A 22,172-nucleotide genomic window follows, 5' to 3' on the forward strand; every position below is an offset into this window, starting at 1 on the left:
AAGGCCCTTTAGAGCCCCTTTAGAAGCCCTCGAAGACCCCTCAAATCGAAAACCGGCTTCAAAAAACCGGGAGGAGGCAAAACCGGCATTTTTCTAGAATTGGATTCCATTCAACGTGCCACAGCGAGCCAAACAAGGAATTTCATTTCTGCGCCATTTGCTCACCCGGAAGCAATTCCGGCCTGGCATTCACGCGAACGGGCCTCAGAGAGGCATGCCGCTGGCTGTTTCGGGTCGGTTCGCGAGGTCATCCTTGAAACGTTGGCGCAAAATCTGCCGGGAGTCCTCGGCGCAGACATCCGGGTCCAGCGCTTCGTCTAGAAGCTCGCGAAAGAACGCTGCAATATCATTGCGCGCAACCCGCAACCTGACGGCAGGACCAGTGTCACCCAGCGCCTGGCCATGCCAGTTTCCACCCGAATAGATGATTGCGAGCACATCGAAGTCGTCGGTGTCGGACGTTACCTTGTCGGCCGCATCGAGCGCGTCCGGCGCGATGATCAGGCGAAACAGCGGTTCGACGAAATCCTCGAAGTCGAAGCGCTTGTTTGCGACCAGCAGGTCTCGAAGCCCGGTGAGCAAGTCGCAATTGTCGTCATAGACCTTGAAGTAGCCCTTCGAAGTGGAGGCGCTGACTTCATCATCGACGTCCGGGTAGACGGCTTCATTGAAAAGCGGTTGGTCACCAAGGAAGAGACCAATCGAGAAATAGGCACACGCCTCATCGGGAAACATGAAGAGGGTGCGTATCGACCGCCACCGGATCGAGAGCCGCAATCGCCGCTCGACCGGCAGATCGTCGGCGCCAATGTCAATCAGGTCCGCCATCGCAATATCTCGCAAGTCCCTATCGCGATCGGCACTTCACTCATCGCTGTGTCGTCATTGCGTCCAGGCTTGTCAGCAGCCCGCGCTCCGAAAACGATGCGCACGGAAAGGCAATTGATATTGCTGGCCGCCAATCTGTCCGGCCCCGCGATCGCCTCGCGGAACGACGGTCCCGCACAATCGCGCTCCAATTGCCCGAAACTGCGATCCGTTCCCAAGTAACTGCAATGCGTTCCCACCTAACGGCAATTGCATCCCGGCTAACGACAATACGAACCCGCCAGGGGGCACCACAAGAGCGGGGTTTCAGGCGAGAAATCCCCGATCGCGCGCAACCTTTCCCTGCAGGGGCCGAATGATTTCCCTACTCTGCGCATCAGGGAAGTTGCACCAAACCCATTGAAATCACCCGCAAATTTCCGTCACCGTCACGCGCCTTGTGGCCCGGATTCCCTGTATTTTCCCTGCAAACCAGGCAATTGCGACCAGAGACTGGTTCGCCGAAAAATAAATTCACAGCCAACCACTCCTCCAAAATTGCTATTCATGCTTCGTCGCCGGATAACTGCGTAGTTTCCGCAGGTTACCCGACGTGGCTTCGACAAACATATCGCAAATGCGCCGAATGTCTTCGGCCGAAGGATCGTTCACGCGATCGACAGGTACACGACGCATCATTTCCCTCGAATGCTCGCGCACAGCTGTAAGCGCAAGCCTTGGCGAGTTCGCCGGCGCGCCAGTGACGTGATTCATTAAAAGTGGACAATAATATTCATATTAAATAACGTACGCTTGCGCAGCCGCCGTGAGCCGGGTTCCGGATTTGCAAGGCATTCAAGGTTTTCGCGAGTTCTTGAGGCTCGGACACTGTTTTGAGACGGTCTAATGGCGTCGCCGATGAGTTTGACATTCGACAACCGAGAGGATTTGCTTTCCGCCTATCTCCGTCACTGGAATACGTTGCGCATTGCGTTGAAGCGGCGCACCGGTTCGCATGAACTGGCGGAAGACGCGCTACAAGAAACCTGGCTTCGCCTCGCCGCGCTGAAGGAAACCCCGGACACGGTTCGTGACAGCCAGGCATTCATTCTGCGCATCGCAGGCAATATCGCCATCGACCTTCTGCGCAAGGAAAACCGGCACTCGTCGCGTTGCATCAGTGACGATGACCTTATGCAGGCGATCGCCGACAGCCGGCCCTCTCCGGAAACATGCGTCATCGATCGGGACCGGTTGCGCTGCCTCGTGATCGCGCTCTCGCAATTGCCTTCCAAACCGCGGACTGCACTGCTTCTAAGCCGCTGCGACGGCCTGTCATATGCGATGATCGCCGACAGGCTGAAGGTCTCGGAGAGCATGGTCGCGAAATACCTTGCGCAGGCGCTGCGCCATTGCAGAGATCATTTTCGCGCGCTGGATTGAACCCGCGCGATCGGGAAGAATCTTCTCCTTGCCTGTGCAGGAAGCCGGCGGCTGTTTCGTCCTTGTTATGGCTGACGAGGCGATTTCCGGCCGTGCGTGGCCGGAAACGCTTTTCGAGGGAGATCTGCCTGGCGGATGATGACCGGCGACGAAAACCAAACGGAGAACGCCGATATCCAGTTGAGCGATGAAGCCATCGACTGGCTGGTTCGGTTGCATTCCGGCTCGGCGAGCGACGAGGATCACGCCGCATTCGACGCATGGCGTAGTCTAAGCGATGCGCATGAGAGCGCGGCCGTGGAGGCCGAGACGATCTGGTACGGCGTCGGTATGGCCAGCGACGAACAGCGCGCTTCAGAGCGGCAGGTGGCGCGGCGGCGTCTCACCCGACGCGCCGCGCTCGGGGGTGGCGTGATCGCGGCGGGCGGCCTGGCGGCCCATCAGGCGGGATTGATCGGCCCCGGCCTTTTCGCCGACCATATCACGGGAACGGGAGAGCGGCGTGAGATTGCGCTTGCGGACGGTTCCGTCGTTCGGATGAACGCGGAAACCGCGATGTCGGTCGACTTCGGCTCCGCGGAACGCCGTCTGACGCTGCATCGCGGGCAGGCGATCTTCGAAGTCGCGCACGATCCGGCACGTCCTTTCATAGTGGAGGCGAAAAGCGGACGAACGCGCGCGATCGGCACGGCTTTCGACATCGACATCCGGCGCGACGAAGTGGTCGTCACCGTGATCGAGGGGGTGGTCGATGTTGCGTCTCCTGGGGCGCCGGCGGAAGTGGCCCGGGCGCAAGCCGACCAGCGCGTCCGTTATGGCGCTACCGGCGCGCCGTCCACGACGCAGGGCGTCAATGCGGATGTCGAAACGGCATGGCGCAGAGGCAAGCTGGTCTTCGACCGCCGGCCGCTCTCTGAAGTCGTCGGTGAAGTCGACCGTCAGTATCGCGGCCGTATTGTCATAGCGAACCGGCGGACGGCGGAGCTCGAAGTCACCGGCGTGTTCGACCTCGACAATCCGGACGCCGTACTCTCCGCGATCGAGATGAGCCTTCCCGTACGCATCGTGCGGCTGCCGCTAGTGACGCTGCTGCGATAGGCGAATCTAAAAACTAGACAAAAAATATCCACTTATTTCGATTTCCGGTGCAGGGATCGTTTCCCCGCTTCGTCCTGAGGAAAGGACGCCCGAAAAACCGAAGAACTCATTCGGCGTCCCGGTGTGAACAACAGGCATGGGAGCGGCGTATGAGACGCGCAAATCCGGAAATAACGAGGCAAGCACGGCGCACTTCGCTGCGGATCGTCCTGCTGGCGACAACAGCTGTTTGCGTGACGGGCTGGATCTTCGCCCCGCTGATGGCTTCGGCACAAGCGCAGGCGGACGTGACCAGCCGGTTCGACATTGCCGCCCAGCCACTTGGTTCGGCGCTGACCCAATTCGCCGATCGCGCCGGGATGCGGTTGATCTTCGCCTCGCAGCTCACTGCCGGGCGGATCAGTGCCGGTGTATCCGGTTCGCTCACGCACGAGGCTGCGTTGGAGCGGTTGCTCGAGGGCACCGGTCTCGGATTCCGGTTCAGCGGCGTGAACACCGTCACGATCATCGATCCGGCCGCCGAAGCTTCCGCCGGTGTCGCCGCCGACGGATCGACCATGCTGGACGCCATCGACGTGACGGCGGGCGCCGACCGCACGGCCAAATCGGGCCGCGGCTTCCAGGGCACGCCCGATTGGGTCTACGAGACACCGGAGGCGGTCAGCGTCGTGTCCACCGACAGTCTGGATGCCAATCCCGCGCGACACGGCAACGATCTGCTCGATGACGTCTCGGGCACCTACACTGCGGACAATCCGCAGGACCCGGGGATCAACGTCAATGTCCGCGGCTTGCAGGACCAGGCGCGCGTGAACACGATGATCGACGGCGTGCGCCAGAATTTCCAGCTCTCCGGCCACGGGTCGACTGGCTACACCTATCTGGACCCGGCAATGATCCGTGCGGTCGAGGTCGAGAAGACGGTTGCAGCAGGCGCCGGCGGTGCGGCAACGCTTGGCGGCCAGGTCGATTTCCGGACCGTCACGGCGGACGATCTGCTGGATCCGGGCGACAGCATCGGCGGCGAGGTCGAGGGGACGACGGGCACCAACGCCTATGAATTCTCCGGATCGATCCTGGCTGCAGCCAGGGCGTCCGATACGCTCTCGTTTGTCGGCGGCGTAAGCCACAAGAAGCTCGGCGACTACGATATCGGACACAATGGAGAAATCGCAGGCTATTTCGGTCCGGTCACCGAACCGGCGGACTACACCGGTTCCGATATCTGGTCGGGTCTGTTCAAGGCGGAGATCGTGCCCGACGACGAACAGTCGCTCGTCCTGAGCTGGCTCGGCTTCCAGGGCGATTATGCCACGGGAACCGGGCAATATATCGATACCAACACCACGACGAACCACACTTTGCGGACCGGCTACGAATATGATCCGCTGTCGCCCTTCGTCGATCTGAAGGCCAATCTCTGGTACAACGACACGCATGTCTCCCAGTACCGGCCGGCGCGCACCAATTACGGCGCCTTCGACGTCGATTACCGCATGCGTTCCGTCGGGGTGACGCTGGAAAACACCAGCGATTTCCAACTGGCGGACCGCATGCTCTCGGTCAATTACGGTCTGGAAGCGTTTCGCGACGACACCACGAGCGCGTCGGCCGGGTCCGATCCGACGGACGATCCCGACGGCGCCTGGTTTGCCGGTGCGATGCCGGAAGGAACCCGCAGTGTCGCCAGCCTGTTTTCCAGCGCGGACTACGCGGTGACCGACTGGCTGAGCGTCGGCGCCGGCCTGCGCTACGACGCCTATGACCTCTCCGCCACGGCGCTGATGTGGGACGGCACGACCAGCAGCTACTACGAGGAGAACGTCGCGAGTTCCGGCGGCCGGCTCCTGCCGTCGGCCTCGGTGACCATATCGCCGACCGGCTGGCTCGATGTCTTCGCGTCCTATTCCGAAGGCTATCGCCCGCCGGCAATCATGGAGAACGCCGCCAGCGGCACCCATATCGGAAGTGCCGGGCAGTTCTATGCACCCAACCCCGATCTCGAGGCGGAGCATTCGACGACGTGGGAAGTGGGCGCCAATCTGAGGCTCGACGACCTGCTGGCACCAGGAGATTCGTTGCGGATGAAGCTCGCCGGTTTCGACCGGCGTGTCGAGAACTACATCTCGCTGGCCGTCGTCACGCCCAATCCGCTTGTTTACACCAACATCAATGCCGCAAACGACAGCCGGTTCAAGGGCGTCGAACTCGAGGCGAACTACGAGTCCGACCGGTTCTTCGTCGGCGGATCCTACAGCTATCTCGATGCCGATCTCGACACCAGCTACACCTACCATTACGTGGTCATCCCCGGCGTCATCGAGGGCGATGCCGAGTCCGAAGGCGGCCTTTTCATATACGTGCCGCCGAAGCACAAGGCGACGGCGCAGGCCGGGATGCGCTTTCTCGACGAGCGCCTCACGCTCGGCGGGCGGGTCACCTATTCGGGCCCCTCGGTCTATCGCGGGTCGGCGGGTCACCAGTCGGATATCGACGGCTTCACTGTTTATGACATCTTCGGTTCCTACGATTTCAACGAAACCGCGACACTCAACTTCGCTGTCAGCAACATCACGGACGTGGCTTATGCCGACACGCTCGGCAATCCGAATTTCGGCGCGCCCGGACGGACGGCGACGATGTCTCTGAAGGTAAGGTTCTAACGACGTCCCTTCAGGCCGGCCCGGCATTCGCCGGGCCGGCCTCCGACAAGGGGTCAGGGAGGACCTGCCGTTCTAGGTTGAGAGCTGCGCCACTGCAAATATTGATAGACCGACAAGTTCGTTCTATGAGTTTCAGGGTACGCGGCCCGACGGAACTCACGAGGCGTCGGAAATTTGCAATGCATTACGGGGCTCTTATCCAGCCGGTGACGGGAGAGTTTTCTCCGAACCGGATGTCAGCTATTCGCGCTCCCGGCAGGTGCTGACCGTGTCTGCCACGCTAACCGAGATATTCTCTTCGAACCGGCATTCGTTGATCGGGCTCGTCCTGAGAATCGTCAAGGATCGCCAGGTTGCCGAAGACCTGACCCAGGAAGCCTATATTCGCGCATACCGGGCGTCCGAGGGTGGCCCGATCGTCAATGTCGCGGCCTTCTTGCGCCAGACAGCTCGCAATCTCGCAATCGACTACCGAAGGCGCCAACGCAGCCGTGAGCGCTTCGAGGACCGCAACGCCGGTGAAGCGACGATCGAAGCGGTTGCGGCCGATACCGTCAGCGCTGAGGATGCGTTGATCGAGAAGGAGCGCTTTCGCCGTTTTGCCGAAGCGCTCGATTCACTGCCCGAGCGGGCGAAGAAGGCTTGGAAACTGTCGCAGATCGACGGCTGGACCTATGATCGCGTGGCCAGGCACCTGGGGGTATCGCGCAACACGGTCTACAATGACGTAAAACTCGTGATGGGCCACTGCCATGACGTGTTGAAGCGCCTGGAAAACGGTTGAGGGGCGTATTCCATCTGCCGACATTGGCCAAAGCGCGGCAGACGGACGCCGGTTGGGGTGTCCCGGGAGGATTGTTTGTGACTTGCCGGTCGGCGAAACGTCTCTTCTGTGAGGCATTCGGACACCCGGACCATCCATTGGTCCCGAATACCCCGGGGGATCCGGAATTCGGATGAAGACCGTGCGAGAGTACAAGAGCGCAGAGCTCGAAGCGGACGAGCCCCATCGCCATCCGGACGCGATCACGGATGAGGCGCTCGACTGGTTCATGCGCCTTCAGGACAGCACGCCCGATGCGGCCATCCTGCGGGACTTCGAGCGATGGCGACGCAGCGACGACAGACACCTTGAAGCTTTCGACAGGCTTGAGCGAATGCACGGGATGGCGTCCATGCGTCTGGCGGTGGAGGCGGATGACCGAAAGCGCGGCGCCCTGTCGATGAATTCGCATCGGGCGCATGCGGGCACGGTCCCCGCGCGCGTTCGAACCATGGTCGCTGCCGCGGCCGCTATTATTGTTCTCGCGGTCGGCGTCTTACAGGGGCCCGATCTGTGGCTGGACTGGCAGGCGGATCATGTCACCGCCGTCGGCGAGCGCAAGACGATCGATCTGCCGGACGGGTCGGTCATGAGACTGAACACTGCATCAGCGGCCGCGCTCGACTTCGAGGACGGGCGACGGAGCGTCAGGCTCCTCAAAGGGGAGGCCTATTTCGACGTCCGGCACGACGATGCGCATCCCTTCACCGTCACGGCGCAATTCAGCGAGACGGTGGATATCGGAACCGCCTTTGCGGTAAGGCGCGGCGATACCGGGGACTCCATCGTTTTGGAAGAAGGACTGGTCGATGTGAGCCGTTTTTCGTGGCCCGAAGACCGGGTGCGGCTCGATCCCGGCCAGATGATCGTTGCGGACGAAGACTCGCTGTCCCCGGTCGGGGAGGTGGATCTGGCGCGCGCGCTCGCCTGGCTGGATGGCCGCATCATCTTTCGCGAGCAGAGTTTTGCGACGGCGCTTGCGACCTTGCGGCGCTACTACGACGGTCGCGTGATCGTCGCCGACAACAGGCTGAAAGATCTTCTGGTCAGCGGCAACTACGATCTGGACCAGCCGGAGGCGGCGATCCGCACGCTGGCAGAGGCCGCAGGCGTTTCCGTCACCCGGCTTCCGGGCAGAATACTGATCCTGAGATAGAGTATCCCCTTTCTTTTTGACGACCCGAACGCCTGCGCGACTTCTCGGGCGAGTACGGACCCGTAGTGTGAGCGCGACGGCCCATCGCCAAAGGACGGGTCAGCTGCTCCCAGGCTATGGGCGGGAGTTCGTTGAACCGAACATTAATTTGACAAAATTTATCATGTTTTATAGTCAGGGTACGGAAATCGCGCATCTGAACATAGCGGAACAGGCAAGACGACACTCCCACGGCTGGCGAATCAGGGCCGCGACGAGCCAGTTGTGCGTTCTTGCCCTATCGACGGGGTCGGAAATTCGCAGGAACTTCCGACCCCGTTAGATTATCTGGTGGCCATCTGCGTCGACGACCTGAATGACCCGTCGGTCGCAGGCCTGTCCAAAATCCGCAAATCTCCTATTTCAGCCTGAACCTGACCGGCACGGTTATCGTCCTGCCGACGCCCGGCGGCGGGGCGGGGACGGGCGAAGCGCGCCGGACCATGGCGACAACCTCGCGGTCGAGTTCCGGAAAGCCCGACGAGCGCGCGAGCCTGGCCGATTTCACGTTGCCGGCGGCGTCGATGGTGAAGCGGACATAGGCGACGCCCTGCTCGCGACGGCGCTTCGCGCCTGAGGGATAGCGCTTTCGGCGTTCCAGATGCGCCAACAGGCGCGATTGCCAGCGGGCCGGCGAGATCGTGCGCGCTGCACCGCGGCTCGTCTGCTTGGCGGCGGCGACAGGCGCCTTCTTCGCCTTCACCTTCGCCTTCGCCGACGCGTGGGACGCCGCGTTCTTCGTCTTCGGCGTTGCGGCGACCTTCTTCTTCGGTTTGGGCTTCTCCACCATCTTGGGTGGCGTGTAGGCCGGACGCGGCGTGGGGATCGGGACGTTCGTCGCCTCGAGCAGCGATTCGGGCTCTTCCTCCGTCATCTCCTCGGCTTGCTCGGGTTCGGGCGTTTCGAGCCGTGACGTCTCGACGATCTCCTCAGGCTTTTCAGGCTCCGGATCCTCGACGATTTCTTCCGGTTCGGGCTCCTCGACGACGTCCGGGAGCGTGTCTGGATCGGGCTCGACCTCCTCCTCCGGTTGCTCGGCCAGCTCGACAGGCTGGGCTGCCATGGCTTCCGCGGATTCTGTCTCCTGCGGTGCGATCTCCTCTTCATCCGATTCCGGCGCGGCCGGCTCGGCGGCCATCTCGATCATGATCGCTGCCGGCGCGGCCTCCTGGACGGTCTCAGCCGTCGGCGTGCGCATCGACCAGATCGCCGTACCCACATGCGCCGACAATATCATCACGGCAGCGAGCGACCATAGCCCGACCCGGCTCCACGAGAACCGGCTAAGCGCTTCGGGAGGAAGGATGTCCGCATATGCTCTCACGGGTTACGGCCGGCTCCGCGTTCGCCGTCCGCGCCGATCGGGTGTTCGGCCTGCCCCGCCGGCCCGGACGCCCCCTCCGCGTCCCGCGCCGCAGCGCCGCCATCATTCGCATCCACGGAGGCGGCGTGGCCCCCGATCGACCCGCCGGTCGCGGGGACGCCCTCCAGCCCGACCAGCGCGATCGACAGATAACCTGCATCGCGCAGCAGGTTCATCACACCCATCAGTTCGCCATAGGGCACCACCTTGTCGGCGCGCAGAAAGATGCGTGTCTGCCGGTCTCCTTCGGTCTGCCGGTCAAGCGCCGCCTGAAGCGCGTCGGCAGGTACCGCCACCTCGCCGAGCACCAGCGTCAGATCGGCCTTCAGCGTCAAATAGAGCGGCTCGTCCGGCCGTTCCTTCGGCTCCGCCGTCAATGCCGGCAAATCAACGTCCACATCGACGGTGGCCAGCGGCGCGGCCACCATGAAGACGATGAGCAGCACCAACATGACGTCGATGAACGGCGTCACGTTGATCTCATGATTTTCCGTCAGATCGTCGTTTTCGGCGCTGACATTCAGACTGCCTGCCATGGACCGCTACTCCGCAGCCTGCTGCAAGGCGGGCTGCGGCGTCTTGCGATAGTCGAGATCCCGGCTCACCAGCCGCTCCACGGCGGCGGATGCGTCGGCGAGAAGCTGGCGATAGCCGGCGGTCGCGCGCGCGAAGACGTTGTAGAAGACCACCGCCGGAATCGCCGCGACCAGCCCCAAAGCCGTCGCCAGAAGCGCTTCGGCGATACCAGGCGCGACGACGGCGAGATTGGTCGTCTGGGCTTCCGAGATGCCGATGAAGGCGTTCATGATCCCCCAGACCGTGCCGAACAGGCCGACAAAGGGGGCAGTCGAACCGATCGTCGCCAGCACGCCGGTCCCGCGCGTCATCCGCCGTCCAGCCTGTGCCTCGATGCGCGAAAGGGACGAGGTCACGCGCTGCAAGAGCCCTTGCCCGCCCGCATGGTCGAGCGCGCCCTGGGAGCGCTGAAACTCGTATTGCGCGGCCTGGACCAGGAGCGCGGCCGGGCTGCGGCGCCCGCCGAGCGCATGGCCGGCCTCCGCCAGATCGTTCGCGCGCGTCACGATCCTCAGCACGCCGCGCGCACGCATGTTCGCACCCATCAGTTCCAGCGATTTTGCGAGCCACACTGTCCATGTAACAACGGAAGCGACCGCAAGCCCGATCATCACGCCCTTGACCACGTTGTCCGCCGCCAAGAACATGCCCCAGGGCGACAGGTTGTGCGGCAGGGTCGACGCTTCCGGCGAAGGCAGGGCGGCCACCTGTGTGTGTTCCTCCGTCTCCGACGCCTGGTTGCCCAATGGCGCGGCATCGTCGTCCGCGGACTGCCCTTCCTCGGGCGCCAGCTCGGCGTCTTCATCGGTCATCCCCGGCGCGGGCGAGGCTTGCTGCGCGGCTTCCGATGGCGATGATGCGCCCGGTCCGACCGGCTCCGCCTGTGCGGCGGGCTCGGCCGTCTCCTGCGCCGAGACCGGTCCGCAGAACGTCAGCATGAACGCAAGCAGAGCCTGTGCCCATGTCGGGCGCCCTCGCAAACAAGGACGGAGATGTGATGAGGCAGGCTTCGTGCCGGGCATGGTCGATCCTTTTTGGTTGGCGCTTTGCTGTCTGGCTGGTGGGCGCCGAAGGCGCACTCGGCCGCTGGATGGCTAGCTGACTGTCCTTCGGGGCAGCGGACGGCGCGCCATCGCCGCCCAGAGCGCGCAATCGAGGCAGGCGAGACGGCTACGCCCCTCCCCTTCCATCAGATCGGCAAGGGTGAAACTGTCCAAAGTCGAAAGAAAGGAGACGGTCGCCGCCCTCAAGACGCTTTCGAACGCATGTGAGGGCGATGCCCTCGCGCCCCGCTTGTCATGCCCGATTCCGGATTGCGTCAGGCAGAGCAACGCGCCGAGCGGAATGTCTTCCGCCGGCATGGCAAGGCTGAGTCCGCCATATCGTCCGCGCCGGCTCTCCAGATATCCGGCATGGACGAGCATGGCGACGACCTGGGCGGCGAAGTCCTTGCTCGTTCCCGCCCGCTCGGCGGCCTCCTGTGTCCGGGTCAATTCTTCACCGTCCTCTGCGCAGGCCATCAGGATGGTGATCGCGATCTCCGATTGACGTGTCAGATGCATGATCGATTCCCTTCCGGCTTGCCGCGATCACCCGCGTTTTCGAAGGTTCCAGGAACGGCCGGACGAGTGACGAGATAGAGAGCCGCCACCAACATGAAGGCCGCGACCAGACCTGCCAGCCCCGGCCCGGGAGAGGCGAGGGCCAGCAAGACCACAAAGCCGAAAGTCATGCCGGCGCAGGCCATGAGCTTGGCGCGGCGCGAGATCGCGCCGTGCTCTCGCCAGTCCCGGATGGCGGGTCCGAAACGAGGATGGTCGAGCATCCAGGCCTCAAACCGCGGTGACGAGCGGCCGAAGAACAGGGCAGCGAGAATGAGGAACCCCGTGGTCGGCATCACCGGCAGAAAAGCGCCGATCACGCCGAGCGCCAGCATCAGACAGCCGAGCGCACAACAGGCCGCGCGGATCACCGGGCCGCCGATCCGGTGACCGGCAACCGGTTTGCCCACGGACCGAACCCCGTCAGTCTCGGCCGCAATGCGGTCAGCCATCGTAGGCGAGACGCACATAGTCCGAGACGCGGGCGAAAGCGGCGACGGCGCCTGCGACGGCGCGCTCGTCTCCGTCCGGATCGAGCGGATATTCGTCCAGCGCCGAAGTGAAGGTGCGCCAGTGAAGCCCCCTGCCCTCCGGCGCGCCGGCGAGATGCCTTGCGCCGAAGGTTTCCGACAGTCCCAGTTTCGCGGCCGCTTTCAACAAGAACGCCGCGCCGAGATTCGACCCTTCCGCCACATAGAGCCAGCCGAGGGCCGTGGGAATGTCGGCGGGCTCGTCCAGGTCGAACGCCGGCCGCGCTGGCGACACGGGGACAGCAGCGCCAAGATCGGTCAGATCCTGCGCGACAAGCGACATCCGCCGGCGTCCGTCGAGGTCAGGCAGCACCGATTTGAGGACAGGATGGCGGTAGAGCGCGTCGATATCGCGGTGAAACAGATACTGCACCCGGAGAAACCCGGCATAGCGCTCCCGGCTCGAAAACGGCTCGCGCGCCATGATCGCATTGTCCAGACGTTCATGCGCGGAATGCGTTTCCGCCTTGAAACGCTTCACACGCGTAAGGTCGGCGGATTGCCGATCGACCTCGATTGCTTCCATTGTGGTACTCCTGATTGCTCGGCTGCCGATCGGCCCCTTACTGGTAAAGACGATTCAGGCCGCCCGATCCTTCAAAGAAAGTTGAGTATTTTTCACATGTTTGACGTCGGCATCCGCGAGGACGCAGTCACCCGACATCCGACGCATCAAGAGCTGGTGGTGAAAACGGCACGAGTGGCGCGGAGTTGTCCGCCGGCCACCCATGTTCAATGGCGACAGATTCAGAACTTCGTCTTCAATCTCGCCATGTAGGTCCTGCCCGGCGCGAGATACACGCCTGTCGCCGGCACGTATCGCTCGTCGGTCACGTTGGTGACGGAGGCGTGCAGGGTCGTATTCTCGTTGAACCTGTAGGATCCGCGAAGATCGAGCGTCGTGTAAGGACCGGAGTGCTCGACGACGTCGCCTTCATTGTCGATATAGGCGGTATTGGTCGGCGTGACGTGGTTCACCGTGGCGCCGAGCGTAAGCTTCCGCTCGAACAGCCGCACACCGCCGTCGAAGACCAGCTTCATACGCGGCGGAACGTTGTTGCTCCACGCAAACACCTCTCCGTTCGTCGTGGTCGTGCCGTTGCTGAACACTTCGGTTTTCTGCGGCCAATCGACGTCAAGGAAGGACGCTGCCGTACCCAGCCAGAACTGTCCGGCATCATAATTCGCCTCGATTTCGAGACCGCGCATATAGGCGGTGCCGTCGAGATTGACGAAGCCCTGATAGGTCCGCCCGGGTCCATCGTCAGGGAGTATCTGGCCGAATACGATGTAGTCGTCGACCTCGCGGTAGAAGGCGACGACCTTCGCAGCAAAGGCGTCGTCCGGGGCGATCAGGCCTTCAGCGCGGATGTTCGCGCCGATCTCGAACGTGCGGGCTTGTTCCGGTCGCAGGTAAGCGTTCGGCGCGACGCTTTGACCCAAATAGTCGCCCGGTGCGAAGCTGCCGGTCATGAAGGCTTCAGTCAGCGTCGGGGGCCGGAAGCTTTCGGAATAGCTTGCGAACAAGTCGACCCCGTCGAGCGGCCTGACCTCCACCGTCGCGCTCGGCAGCCACGCCCCGTCGGAACGGTCAATTTCAAGCAGATTCTCGTGAATGTCCTCGATGTAGACCGTATCGCCCGTATTGGTCCCCGGCATACAAAACGAGGGGAATAAGATGTTCTCGTAGACCGGATAGTTCGTCCAGGTAGGGTTTTGAACGAGAAAAACTTCACTGTAGTAATCCGCAGCAGAATAGTGGTTGCTCACGGGGTCGCACGGAATGAACACATAGTCCGAGTAAGACAGATCATTATAGTACACTGGCTTCCCTTGAAGCCGATGCCAATCGTAGCGCAGGCCCCCGTTCAGGGTCATCCAAGAAACCGGGTCAAATTCCGCGTTGAGAAAACCGCTGGCGACATCGCGTGTGCCGGGCGGACTGAACGTCCCGTAGGAGGTCGCGTAATGCGGATTCTCCGCAATCGTCTCGCTGGTCGCAGACTTCGCACCGTCATCCCGGAACGCCTCGACACCGTAGTTCAGGGTCAGCGGCCCGGCTGCTGTTTCGAGCACCGAGGTGTTCTCCAGAATTCCGCCGAACGAGGTCAGCCGCTTGTCGATATAGGTTTCGGGAACGCTGATGATTTCGCGCGCGTCGCGAATCTCATCGGTGGCCGAATTGTTGAACCACAGCTTCGCCTTGACGTCGAAGCGCGGATCGTCGGGAGACCATTCCAGGTCTCCGATCACCGAATCCGTGCGCGTGTCGAAGCGGCTACCATAGGTGCCGTCGCCGCCGGTCGTGTAAGCGTAGCGGTTCTCCTGATGCAGCCAAGCCAGCGACGTCCGAAGGTCTCCATAGTCGCCCTCCAGCTTCACCAGCGAGGACCGGTTGTCGCGGTCCGTAAGATCGAACCGGGCGTCTGCATCGCCATTGTGTCCCGGCTCGTATGCGCCGAGTTGCTGCGCGCTCAGGCCGACGATCAGCGACACCTCGTCGCTCAGCCTCAAGCCGCCGAGGATCGAGCCGGCGAATTCATAGGCGTTGGTGCCGGTGGCCCCGTCCATCTCGACGCCCCATTGCTTGTCCGGCGAGATGATGTCGTCGGCCTTGACCAGCCGGAAATCCACCGCGCCGCCCAACGAACCGGCATTGTTCGCCGAGGCGTCGGTCTTCTTGTCGATGTCAATAGTGCGAACGAACGCCGTATCGACCATCGCCGTGCCGTACAAGCCGGTTGTCGCCGCGCCGTACCGCCCGCCGTCCTGGGCGTTCTGTCGGGCGCCGTCGATGGAGACGACAACCCTGCCTGAATCCTGCAGGCCACGGATGTTCGGCGATACGCCGGGCGCACTGCCGAGACCGTCACCCGAGTAGACGCCGGAGACCGAGTTGAACAGTTCCCGCGTGTCACGCGCACCGGACTGGTCGATCGCTTCCTGCGAAATGACACTGACACTGTCGGACGTCTCGTAGACCCAGTCCGGCGTGCCCTTGAACCCGGAGCCTGCCGGCGCGCCGCGTCCGCCGGCGTCGATGGTGATCGTGTCGAGCAACAGCGAGCCGTCATCCTCAAGATCGACGGCCGTGGCGGACGGATCGACAAGAGCGGCGCTGCTGGTGCCCGTGATCCTGATGGAGATTCCGGTTCCGGCGAGCATCGACTGCAGCGCCTGCCGGGGTGTCATGTTGCCCGACACCGCACGCGTCCGAAGGGTTCCGTCGATCGGCGAGGAATAGCCGATTTGCCAGCCGGTGGTCCGGCTGAAGGCGTCGATCGCCGAGCTCAACGGCTGCGCCGGTATCGAAATTCTCAGCGTTTCGGCCTGCTGGGCTCGCGCCGCCGGCATCGACAGCACCCCGGAAAAACCAAGCACGGTCGAACACAGCAACATGCCGGCAATCCGCGCAATCCCCCTGGATCTCACGGCTTTCGCTTGCACATCCCCGACTAGGTGACTCTTACTCATTCCAACGCCCTTCTGTCCTTTGATGACGGGCCTCCGCGCTCACACCGCAGAACCGCCCCCTCACCCCAAGAGACGCGCGGGCATTCGGGTCGTCACAAAAAAAGTGGATAATTTATCTCAGGATTAATGACGGGTCGGGAGGCAATCGAGGACCAGTCCGGCCGGCCCCGCGCCCAGATGGAAGAGGTGGCCACGACAAGCGTGAACCCGTCCTGCAACCGTCGGGCGCGGATCATCTCATCGTTGCTGAACCTGGTCGGCTATGATGCTTCCACCGCCGCCGCCACGCGATAGAGTGTGTCTTCCTCGCCGTGGCGGCCGACCAGCATGAGACCGACGGGCAACCCGGCGACGGACCCGCATGGCACAGAAAGCGCAGGATGATGCGTCAGATTGAACGCGACCGTGTTCGCAGCCATCGAACTCGCGGCGAAATTGCTCGCCGCCAGTGAAGTGTCGCCCGGCAGCCGCGCGGCAGCGTGCGGCGTCGTGGGCATGGCCAGCACATCCACAGAATTCAGAACGTCATCGTAACAGCTGCGAAGCCTCTCCGCGGCCTGGCGGCTGAACGCATAGGGCGCACCGCCTCGTTCTTCGTGAACCAGTTGCGCCGCGAGGAAAAACTGGAGCGTTCGCAAGGACGCCCGAACCCCGTGCTCAGCGCGCTGCGCGTGCAGATGGCGGGTCACTCCGAGCGGCCAGCCGCCGGTGGCGGAATCACCCGCGCCTTCGCCGTCCAGCAGAATGCGCCGCATGCCATCAAGGCCGATGGCCGTCCAGATGGGCGACGCGTGACGATGTTGCGGCACAGAGACCGGGGCTACGGAGATGCCGGTTCTCCCGAGCGCGGCCAGGCACTCGCGTACGGCACGCTCCACCGCCGCATCGGCATTCGGCTGTCCGAACCCTTCTTCCAGCACGCCAAGACGCAGTCCCTCCATGCCGGCCAACGGCGCATCGCGCATCGCCTTGTCTCCGGCCAACACCGAAAAGAACAGGCGGTTGTCGGCGACATTCCGCGTGATCGGCCCCAAATGGTCGATGAAGGGCTCCATCGCCATCGCGCCCGCATATGGAATGCGGCCCCAGGTCGGTTTCAGTCCGACAACGCCGCAAAACGAGGCCGGGATGCGCACCGACCCGCCCTGGTCCCCGCCGATGGCCATGTCCACGGCACCCGAGGCGACAAGCGCCGCGCAACCCGAGGACGAACCGCCGGTCGTTCGTTCGGGATCATGCGGGTTCCGCACCGGCCCGCCATATCCGGTATGGCTTCCGCCCGAGAGGCAGTAATTCTCGCAGCGCGCCTTGCCGACAATCGTGCCGCCAGCGTCCAGCACGCGGCATACCACTTCCGCATCCGCCTCGGCGATGTAACCTTCCAGTTCGACCGAACCGTTCTGCATGGGCAGTCCGGCAACCTGGATATTGTCCTTGACCGCGACCGTCTTGCCCGCGAGCGGCCCGGTTGAGGCGCCTTCGATATGGCAGAGCGTCGCCCAGGCGTTGTACGGATCCTCTTCTGGCAAAGGAGCCGAATGGGAGCGCCCGGCGTTCGCGGGTGCTTGCGTGACAGCGTCCGACCAGTGCGCAAAAGTCGCGTCGATATCGTTCAGGAGATCGGGGATGGCGTCACCGATCTGCGCGAGCTGGTCCGGCGTGCAGGCGATGCCGAGGCGATCAGCCAGTACGGCGAGCCTCTTCGCATCCACGGACTGACCTGCCTCCCGCTTCACGCCGCGTTCGCCTTCGGGAGACTGTAGCGCCGTGACAGCCATTGCAGCCCTCGATCAGTCGCCAGCGCCATCAGCACGATCATGCCCTTGATCAGTCCGATCGCGGCGGGATCGACACCGAAGACCTGCGTCGCCGCCGTGATAAGGCTGATCGCGAGCGCGCCGCAAAACACGCCGAGGACCGTGCCGCGGCCACCGAAGATCGATACGCCACCCAAAACGGCGGCCGAGAAGCCGTCGAGCAGAAGGGATGTGCCCCCCATCGTCGCGGTCACGATCGGCACCCGCCCGATAAGCGCGATGGAACACAGGAACGCGAAGACCGAAGCGAGCAGATAGGTGAAGAAGCGGATGCGCGCCACCGGCACGCCGGACAACGCCACTGCGTCGGCGTCAGAACCGACAGCGTAGATCCTCAATCCGAATGGCGTGTGTCGCATGACCAGCATCGCAACGACGCCGGCGGCAAGCGCGTAGACGATCAGCATCGGCACGCCGAGGAATGCGCCCTGCCCGAGCACCCGCAGAACCGGTTCCTTGACGATCAGAACCCCGGCCTGCGCGAAATAGAGCGTCGCCCCCTGCAGCGCGATCATGGTCGCCAGCGTTGCGATGAAGGGTGGAATTCGCAGCAGTCCGACCAGCGCGCCGTTGACCGCGCCCACGGCGAGCGCCGTCAACAGCCCGGCGGCGAGCGCCAGCGGCAGCGACGTCGTCGCCGTCAATACGGTCGCCAGCGTGATGCACAGGAAGGTCACCAGATTGCCGACCGACAGATCGATGCCGCCCGAGACCAGCGTCACCATCGTCGCCAACGCCACAAGCACGATGGGAACGGCGGCGATGGAGATCGTCAGCAGATTGCCGGGCGACAGGATGCGCGGATCGGTCAGGCCCAAGACCGCCGCCAGCAGCAGCAGGATCAGCACCGGCGCGAAGGTCGGGTTGAGGAGGCTGGTGAGGGGATTGTTCGGCTTCATCGGTTCAACCCCGCCAATGCCATTGCCATGATCGTCTCGGGCGTCGTACCGCGCGGCACCGGACCGTAACTCCGGCCGGCCGACATGACCAGGATACGGTCCGCCACACCCAAGACTTCCGGCAGCTCGCTCGACACGATGACGATCGCGGCACCCGTCTTCTTCAGTTCGCCGATCAGGCGGTGAATCTCGGACTTCGCACCGACATCGACCCCCTGCGTGGGTTCATCGAGCAGCAACACGGTCGGAGACATGGCGAGATAGCGCCCCAGCACCACCTTCTGCTGGTTGCCGCCGGAGAGGTCGCCCACGCGCATCAAGGGATTGCGCGGCCGCACATCCAGCCGATCGATCCAGTCCGAGGCGATGCTCCGGAGCATTGCCGGCCGTGGGGCGACCCCAAGGTTCGAGAGCCGGCATAGCGTGAGATTGGCGCCGATGGAAAGGTCGGCAAAGATGCCGTCCTTCAATCGGTCTTCCGGGACGTATCCGATGCCTGCGGCCCGGCCGCCGAGCGGATCTGCGGGGGCAATGTGCTGGCCGCCCGCCGTTACAGAACCTGCTGTTCTGCCGGACAGGCCGGCTATGCATCGCAGCAGTTCGGTGCGCCCGCTCCCCATCAGGCCAACAATGCCCAGGATTTCGCCCTTTTTCACGTCGAAGGATGCGGACGCCAAAATGTTTCCGTCGCAGAGATCCTCGACGAGCAGCGCTACATCCGACGTGGCGGCCTCCACATGCGGGAAGACGGCGTCGATCTGCCGGCCGACCATCATGCGGATCAGTTCGGCGGCGTCGGTCTCCGCGGTGGTGACTTCGCCAACCAGCTTGCCGTCGCGCAAGACCGCGATGTGCTCGGCGACCTCGAAGATTTCGTCGAGTTTGTGGCTGATATAGATCACGGCCTTGCCGCGCGACTTGAGCTCGGCGATCACCTTGAACAGCGCCTCGCGCTCGGCAACCGTCAGCGCGCTGGTCGGCTCGTCCATGATGATCAGCCACTTGTCCTCGATGATCGCCTTGATGATCTCGGCGATCTGGCGTTGCCCGACAGTCAGTTCGCGAACGGGAACCGAAGCATCGACATCAAGGCCGAACTCGGAACGGATTTCATTCAGCTTCTCGCGAAGGCGCTTCCTCTGACCGAAAGCGGAAAACCCGGCGCCGCGAACCGCGACGAGGTTGTCGACGAGGGACAAGTCCGGCACGAGGCTGAAATGTTGATGCACGATGGCGCAGTCGGCGCCGTCGGAACGGTCGCGAAGGCTGGAGGCGCCGCCGCGCCCCAGCAACTCGCCCGCATCGCAGCGAACCGTGCCGCCGAGGCATTTGACCAGCGTGGATTTTCCGGCACCGTTTTCGCCCAGCAAAGCCAGCACCTTCCCGGGCCTTATGTTCAGATCGACCTTGCTGAGCGCCTGGATCGCGCCGTAGCTCTTCGACAGTCCCCGCACACGCACGACTGCGTCGAGCTTGCCCTCGACAACCGGGTCCTGCGAGCCCGATCGTTGAGCGATGCCCGGTGAAGCAGCGGCCTCGCCATGGCCTGCCCGGTCGCGTCCGGCCAGTGGGCCTGCAACACGCAGCAACCGGTTTCGGAAGGCGGGATCGGCGATCAGCACAGCAAGGATGACCATCGTGCCTGTCACGACATAGGTCATCTGCTGCGAGATCTGCATGAAGGACAGGCCCGTGCCGAGCAATCCGAGCAGTATCGCCCCGAGGAACGTGCCGATTATGGAGCCGCGTCCGCCGTTGAGACGCGCGCCGCCGATAATCGCGGCGGTCAGCGCGGCGAACTCGATCCCTGCCCCGGCGAGCGGCTGCGCCGATCCAAGACGGCCGACGGTCACGACCGCACCGATGCCCGCAGACAGACCACTCAGCACATAGGTCGACATGATGATGGTGGGAACCGGCAGCAACGAGGCGACGGCCGCAGAGGGCGAATTGCCGACGGCGAAGATCCACCGGCCGAGGCGCATTCGCCCCAGCAGGAAGATCCAGAGGGCGCACATGAACGCCATCACCACGATGCTGACCGGAACTCCCAAAAGCTCGCCCTGACCCGTCCACAGAACGAAGGGCCCCTGCACCCGAATGCTGCTCGACTCGTTGACCATCAGCGCGCCGGCGCGCATCACGGCAAGCATGGCAAAGGTCGACAGGAAGGCATTGATCCCGAAGACGCCGGTGATCACGCCATTGACGAGACCGACCGCGCATCCCGTCGCGATAGCCCCCAGGATGGCGAGGACCTCCGAGCCCGTGGCGCTGAGGATGATGCCAAGGACCATGCCGGACAGCGCCAGGATGCCGCCCATCGACATGTCGATACCCCTGGCGGCGATCACGGCGGTCATGGCGAAGGCGAGGATTGCAATGACCGCGGTTTGCCGGACGATGTCGATGAGATTGCCGGGCAGAAGATAACGCGGTTCGATCAGGCCGAAGACGATCACGGCGATGAATGCGATCCCGGCGATGGCCAGTTCGTGCGACCATCTTTCGATGAGCGATCTCATGCGTCCGGCTTTCTGAAATGCAGCCGGCGCTTGGTGCGCCGGCTTCGAGATGCTCGCAGTGGGTTCCATGCTCTTTTACTGAGAGGTCATCGCGCTGTCGGGCTGCTGGGGACCGAGCGGCTCCTTCACATTGTCTGCTTCGACCAACGCCTCTTCCGGCGTGATGTAGTCGATGTCGAGCCCCTTTTCCTTCAGCGCAGCGGCTGTCGCATCCGACATGATATAATAGGTTTTCATGTACAGCGCCTCGGGAAATTCCGAGCCATTGGCCAGCCGCGCGCCGACCGACATGTTCCAGTAGCCGACATATTGCGGGCTGGTCAGCACGGTGATGATCATCTTGCCGCTTTCGACCAGCGGCATCATTTCCGCGTCACCATTGTCGCCCGCGAACACGATGTCGCGGCCCAGCGCTTCGGCGACAGTATTGGCGGCAAGGCACATGGAATCGGAGATGCAGGCGATGGCCTTGAGATCGGGATAGGTCGACAGCCAGGTTTCGGCGGCCGTCGCGGCCTTCGTGGTGTTCCAGTCGGTGGGCTGCACGCCGACCAGTTCGATATCCGGAAACTCCTCGGCCAGCGTTTCCTTGAACGCCTTTTCGCGCGTGTCGGACACGAAATTTCCGCGCGTGCCGACCAGCAGCGCCACCTGGCCCTTGCCGTCGAGCGATTTGCCGAGCGCCTTTGCGACGACGCGCAGATCGGCATCGTCGGGATAGAGGGTCGAATGGTTCCAGTCGCCCTTCACGTGGTTCCCCATCGTGACGACCGGAATGCCGGCGTCCTTGGCCTTGGTGATGACAGGCAGCAGGGCGTTCTTGTCGAGCGGATCGATCAGGATCGCATCGACCTTCTGGTTGATGAAGCTTTCGACGATGGAAATCTGCTTCTCCAGATTTGCTTCCGCGCTCTGCCAGGTGGTGGTCACGCCATAGTCGCCGGCGGCGACGTCGGCGGATTCCTTCATCCGCACGAACCACGGGTTCTGCAGGTCGATGGCGGCCACGCCGATCACCTTGTCCTGTGCAAGCGCCGGCACGGCAGTCAGTAGACTTGCTGAAATGGCCAGGCCGACGAGGTTACCAAAGACTTTCATTCGCGCTCTCCTTGTTTATCGGCAACCCGCCCGACGGCGTCGGCCCCTGGGTGCTATATGACCATTGCATATCGGCCCGGGCAGACAAGCTGGTCAGGCCGTCGTGTCCAATATACTTGACACCCCGGAAGTAGCCGGAACACCACCGTCCCGAGAGGCCGCGTGCAACCTTCCGGTTCGCGAAAACTGGCGAAGCGCGTTGTCGGAGCAGAAGCCGACTTGCCTGCAGTGAGGATGCACGAAGAGGGGTTCGCCCGATC

General features: G+C 63.1%; 17 protein-coding genes. 5 read left to right on the forward strand and 12 right to left on the reverse strand.

Annotated features, from left to right (window positions below):
- Positions 1-204 precede the first annotated feature (204 nt).
- Positions 205-828, reverse strand: coding sequence for a hypothetical protein (locus tag MRY80_RS03275; RefSeq protein WP_293287956.1), 624 nt, complete (start codon positions 826-828; stop codon positions 205-207).
- A gap of 885 nt (positions 829-1,713) precedes the next feature.
- On the opposite strand from MRY80_RS03275, the gene MRY80_RS03280 reads away from it, so the two are divergent.
- The 5 genes from MRY80_RS03280 to MRY80_RS03300 all read left to right on the forward strand — a co-directional run bounded on the left by MRY80_RS03280 (position 1,714) and on the right by MRY80_RS03300 (position 7,990).
- Positions 1,714-2,250, forward strand: a complete 537-nt coding sequence (locus tag MRY80_RS03280; protein ID WP_293287958.1) for an RNA polymerase sigma factor — start codon at positions 1,714-1,716, stop codon at positions 2,248-2,250.
- Positions 2,251-2,385: 135 nt separating this feature from the next.
- On the forward strand, positions 2,386-3,348 hold the full coding sequence (locus MRY80_RS03285) for a FecR family protein (RefSeq protein ID WP_293287960.1): 963 nt from the start codon (positions 2,386-2,388) through the stop codon (positions 3,346-3,348).
- A gap of 233 nt (positions 3,349-3,581) precedes the next feature.
- Complete coding sequence (locus tag MRY80_RS03290; RefSeq protein ID WP_293287962.1) at positions 3,582-6,011, forward strand: TonB-dependent receptor; 2,430 nt, start codon at positions 3,582-3,584, stop codon at positions 6,009-6,011.
- A gap of 268 nt (positions 6,012-6,279) precedes the next feature.
- Entirely contained in the window at positions 6,280-6,795 is a 516-nt protein-coding gene (locus tag MRY80_RS03295; RefSeq protein ID WP_293288359.1) for a sigma-70 family RNA polymerase sigma factor, read from the forward strand.
- Positions 6,796-6,967: 172 nt separating this feature from the next.
- Entirely contained in the window at positions 6,968-7,990 is a 1,023-nt protein-coding gene (locus tag MRY80_RS03300) for a FecR domain-containing protein (RefSeq protein ID WP_293287965.1), read from the forward strand.
- Positions 7,991-8,387: 397 nt separating this feature from the next.
- Here the strand turns inward: MRY80_RS03300 and MRY80_RS03305 are convergent, their stop codons facing one another.
- From MRY80_RS03305 to MRY80_RS03355, 11 genes are all read right to left on the reverse strand, one after another.
- On the reverse strand, positions 8,388-9,353 hold the full coding sequence (locus tag MRY80_RS03305) for an energy transducer TonB (RefSeq protein ID WP_293287967.1): 966 nt from the start codon (positions 9,351-9,353) through the stop codon (positions 8,388-8,390).
- Positions 9,350-9,928 carry a TonB system transport protein ExbD gene (exbD, locus tag MRY80_RS03310; RefSeq protein ID WP_293287970.1) on the reverse strand — a complete coding sequence of 193 codons (579 nt, stop codon included), beginning with the start codon at positions 9,926-9,928 and terminating at the stop codon, positions 9,350-9,352. The genes MRY80_RS03305 and exbD overlap by 4 nt, the downstream gene beginning before the upstream one ends.
- 6 nt (positions 9,929-9,934) lie before the next feature.
- Positions 9,935-10,906, reverse strand: a complete 972-nt coding sequence (exbB, locus tag MRY80_RS03315; protein WP_293287973.1) for a tonB-system energizer ExbB — start codon at positions 10,904-10,906, stop codon at positions 9,935-9,937.
- 156 nt (positions 10,907-11,062) lie between these two features.
- Entirely contained in the window at positions 11,063-11,530 is a 468-nt protein-coding gene (locus tag MRY80_RS03320) for an Rrf2 family transcriptional regulator (RefSeq protein WP_293287976.1), read from the reverse strand.
- Positions 11,521-12,039: a YbaN family protein gene (locus tag MRY80_RS03325; RefSeq protein WP_346433375.1), complete on the reverse strand. Its 519-nt coding sequence runs from the start codon at positions 12,037-12,039 to the stop codon at positions 11,521-11,523. Before MRY80_RS03325 ends, MRY80_RS03320 begins: the two co-directional genes overlap by 10 nt.
- Positions 12,014-12,625 carry a biliverdin-producing heme oxygenase gene (locus MRY80_RS03330; protein ID WP_293287978.1) on the reverse strand — a complete coding sequence of 204 codons (612 nt, stop codon included), beginning with the start codon at positions 12,623-12,625 and terminating at the stop codon, positions 12,014-12,016. Before MRY80_RS03330 ends, MRY80_RS03325 begins: the two co-directional genes overlap by 26 nt.
- Before the next feature lie 221 nt (positions 12,626-12,846).
- On the reverse strand, positions 12,847-15,498 hold the full coding sequence (locus MRY80_RS03335; protein ID WP_293287980.1) for a TonB-dependent receptor: 2,652 nt from the start codon (positions 15,496-15,498) through the stop codon (positions 12,847-12,849).
- A 335-nt stretch (positions 15,499-15,833) separates the two neighbouring features.
- Entirely contained in the window at positions 15,834-17,351 is a 1,518-nt protein-coding gene (locus MRY80_RS03340) for an amidase family protein (protein ID WP_293287983.1), read from the reverse strand.
- Complete coding sequence (locus tag MRY80_RS03345; RefSeq protein ID WP_293287986.1) at positions 17,306-18,289, reverse strand: ABC transporter permease; 984 nt, start codon at positions 18,287-18,289, stop codon at positions 17,306-17,308. Before MRY80_RS03345 ends, MRY80_RS03340 begins: the two co-directional genes overlap by 46 nt.
- On the reverse strand, positions 18,286-20,814 hold the full coding sequence (locus MRY80_RS03350) for an ATP-binding cassette domain-containing protein (RefSeq protein WP_293287989.1): 2,529 nt from the start codon (positions 20,812-20,814) through the stop codon (positions 18,286-18,288). Before MRY80_RS03350 ends, MRY80_RS03345 begins: the two co-directional genes overlap by 4 nt.
- Before the next feature lie 75 nt (positions 20,815-20,889).
- The gene (locus tag MRY80_RS03355) at positions 20,890-21,912 is read right to left on the reverse strand and encodes a sugar ABC transporter substrate-binding protein (RefSeq protein ID WP_293287991.1); all 1,023 of its coding nucleotides are present in this window, start codon (positions 21,910-21,912) and stop codon (positions 20,890-20,892) included.
- Positions 21,913-22,172: the final 260 nt, after the last annotated feature.

The organism is Oricola sp. (assembly GCF_022763245.1).
Classification (GTDB): Bacteria; Pseudomonadota; Alphaproteobacteria; order Rhizobiales; family Rhizobiaceae; genus Oricola.

Coding starts and splice junctions, on each gene's coding strand:
- MRY80_RS03275 (WP_293287956.1), bottom strand. CDS start 828: ATGGCGGACCTGATTGACATTGGCGCCGACGATCTGCCGGTCGAGCGG.
- MRY80_RS03280 (WP_293287958.1), top strand. CDS start 1,714: ATGGCGTCGCCGATGAGTTTGACATTCGACAACCGAGAGGATTTGCTT.
- MRY80_RS03285 (WP_293287960.1), top strand. CDS start 2,386: ATGATGACCGGCGACGAAAACCAAACGGAGAACGCCGATATCCAGTTG.
- MRY80_RS03300 (WP_293287965.1), top strand. CDS start 6,968: ATGAAGACCGTGCGAGAGTACAAGAGCGCAGAGCTCGAAGCGGACGAG.
- exbD (WP_293287970.1), bottom strand. CDS start 9,928: ATGGCAGGCAGTCTGAATGTCAGCGCCGAAAACGACGATCTGACGGAA.
- exbB (WP_293287973.1), bottom strand. CDS start 10,906: ATGCTGACGTTCTGCGGACCGGTCTCGGCGCAGGAGACGGCCGAGCCC.
- MRY80_RS03320 (WP_293287976.1), bottom strand. CDS start 11,530: ATGCATCTGACACGTCAATCGGAGATCGCGATCACCATCCTGATGGCC.
- MRY80_RS03325 (WP_346433375.1), bottom strand. CDS start 12,039: ATGTGCGTCTCGCCTACGATGGCTGACCGCATTGCGGCCGAGACTGAC.
- MRY80_RS03330 (WP_293287978.1), bottom strand. CDS start 12,625: ATGGAAGCAATCGAGGTCGATCGGCAATCCGCCGACCTTACGCGTGTG.
- MRY80_RS03335 (WP_293287980.1), bottom strand. CDS start 15,498: ATGTTGCTGTGTTCGACCGTGCTTGGTTTTTCCGGGGTGCTGTCGATG.
- MRY80_RS03340 (WP_293287983.1), bottom strand. CDS start 17,351: ATGGCTGTCACGGCGCTACAGTCTCCCGAAGGCGAACGCGGCGTGAAG.
- MRY80_RS03345 (WP_293287986.1), bottom strand. CDS start 18,289: ATGAAGCCGAACAATCCCCTCACCAGCCTCCTCAACCCGACCTTCGCG.
- MRY80_RS03350 (WP_293287989.1), bottom strand. CDS start 20,814: ATGAGATCGCTCATCGAAAGATGGTCGCACGAACTGGCCATCGCCGGG.
- MRY80_RS03355 (WP_293287991.1), bottom strand. CDS start 21,912: ATGAAAGTCTTTGGTAACCTCGTCGGCCTGGCCATTTCAGCAAGTCTA.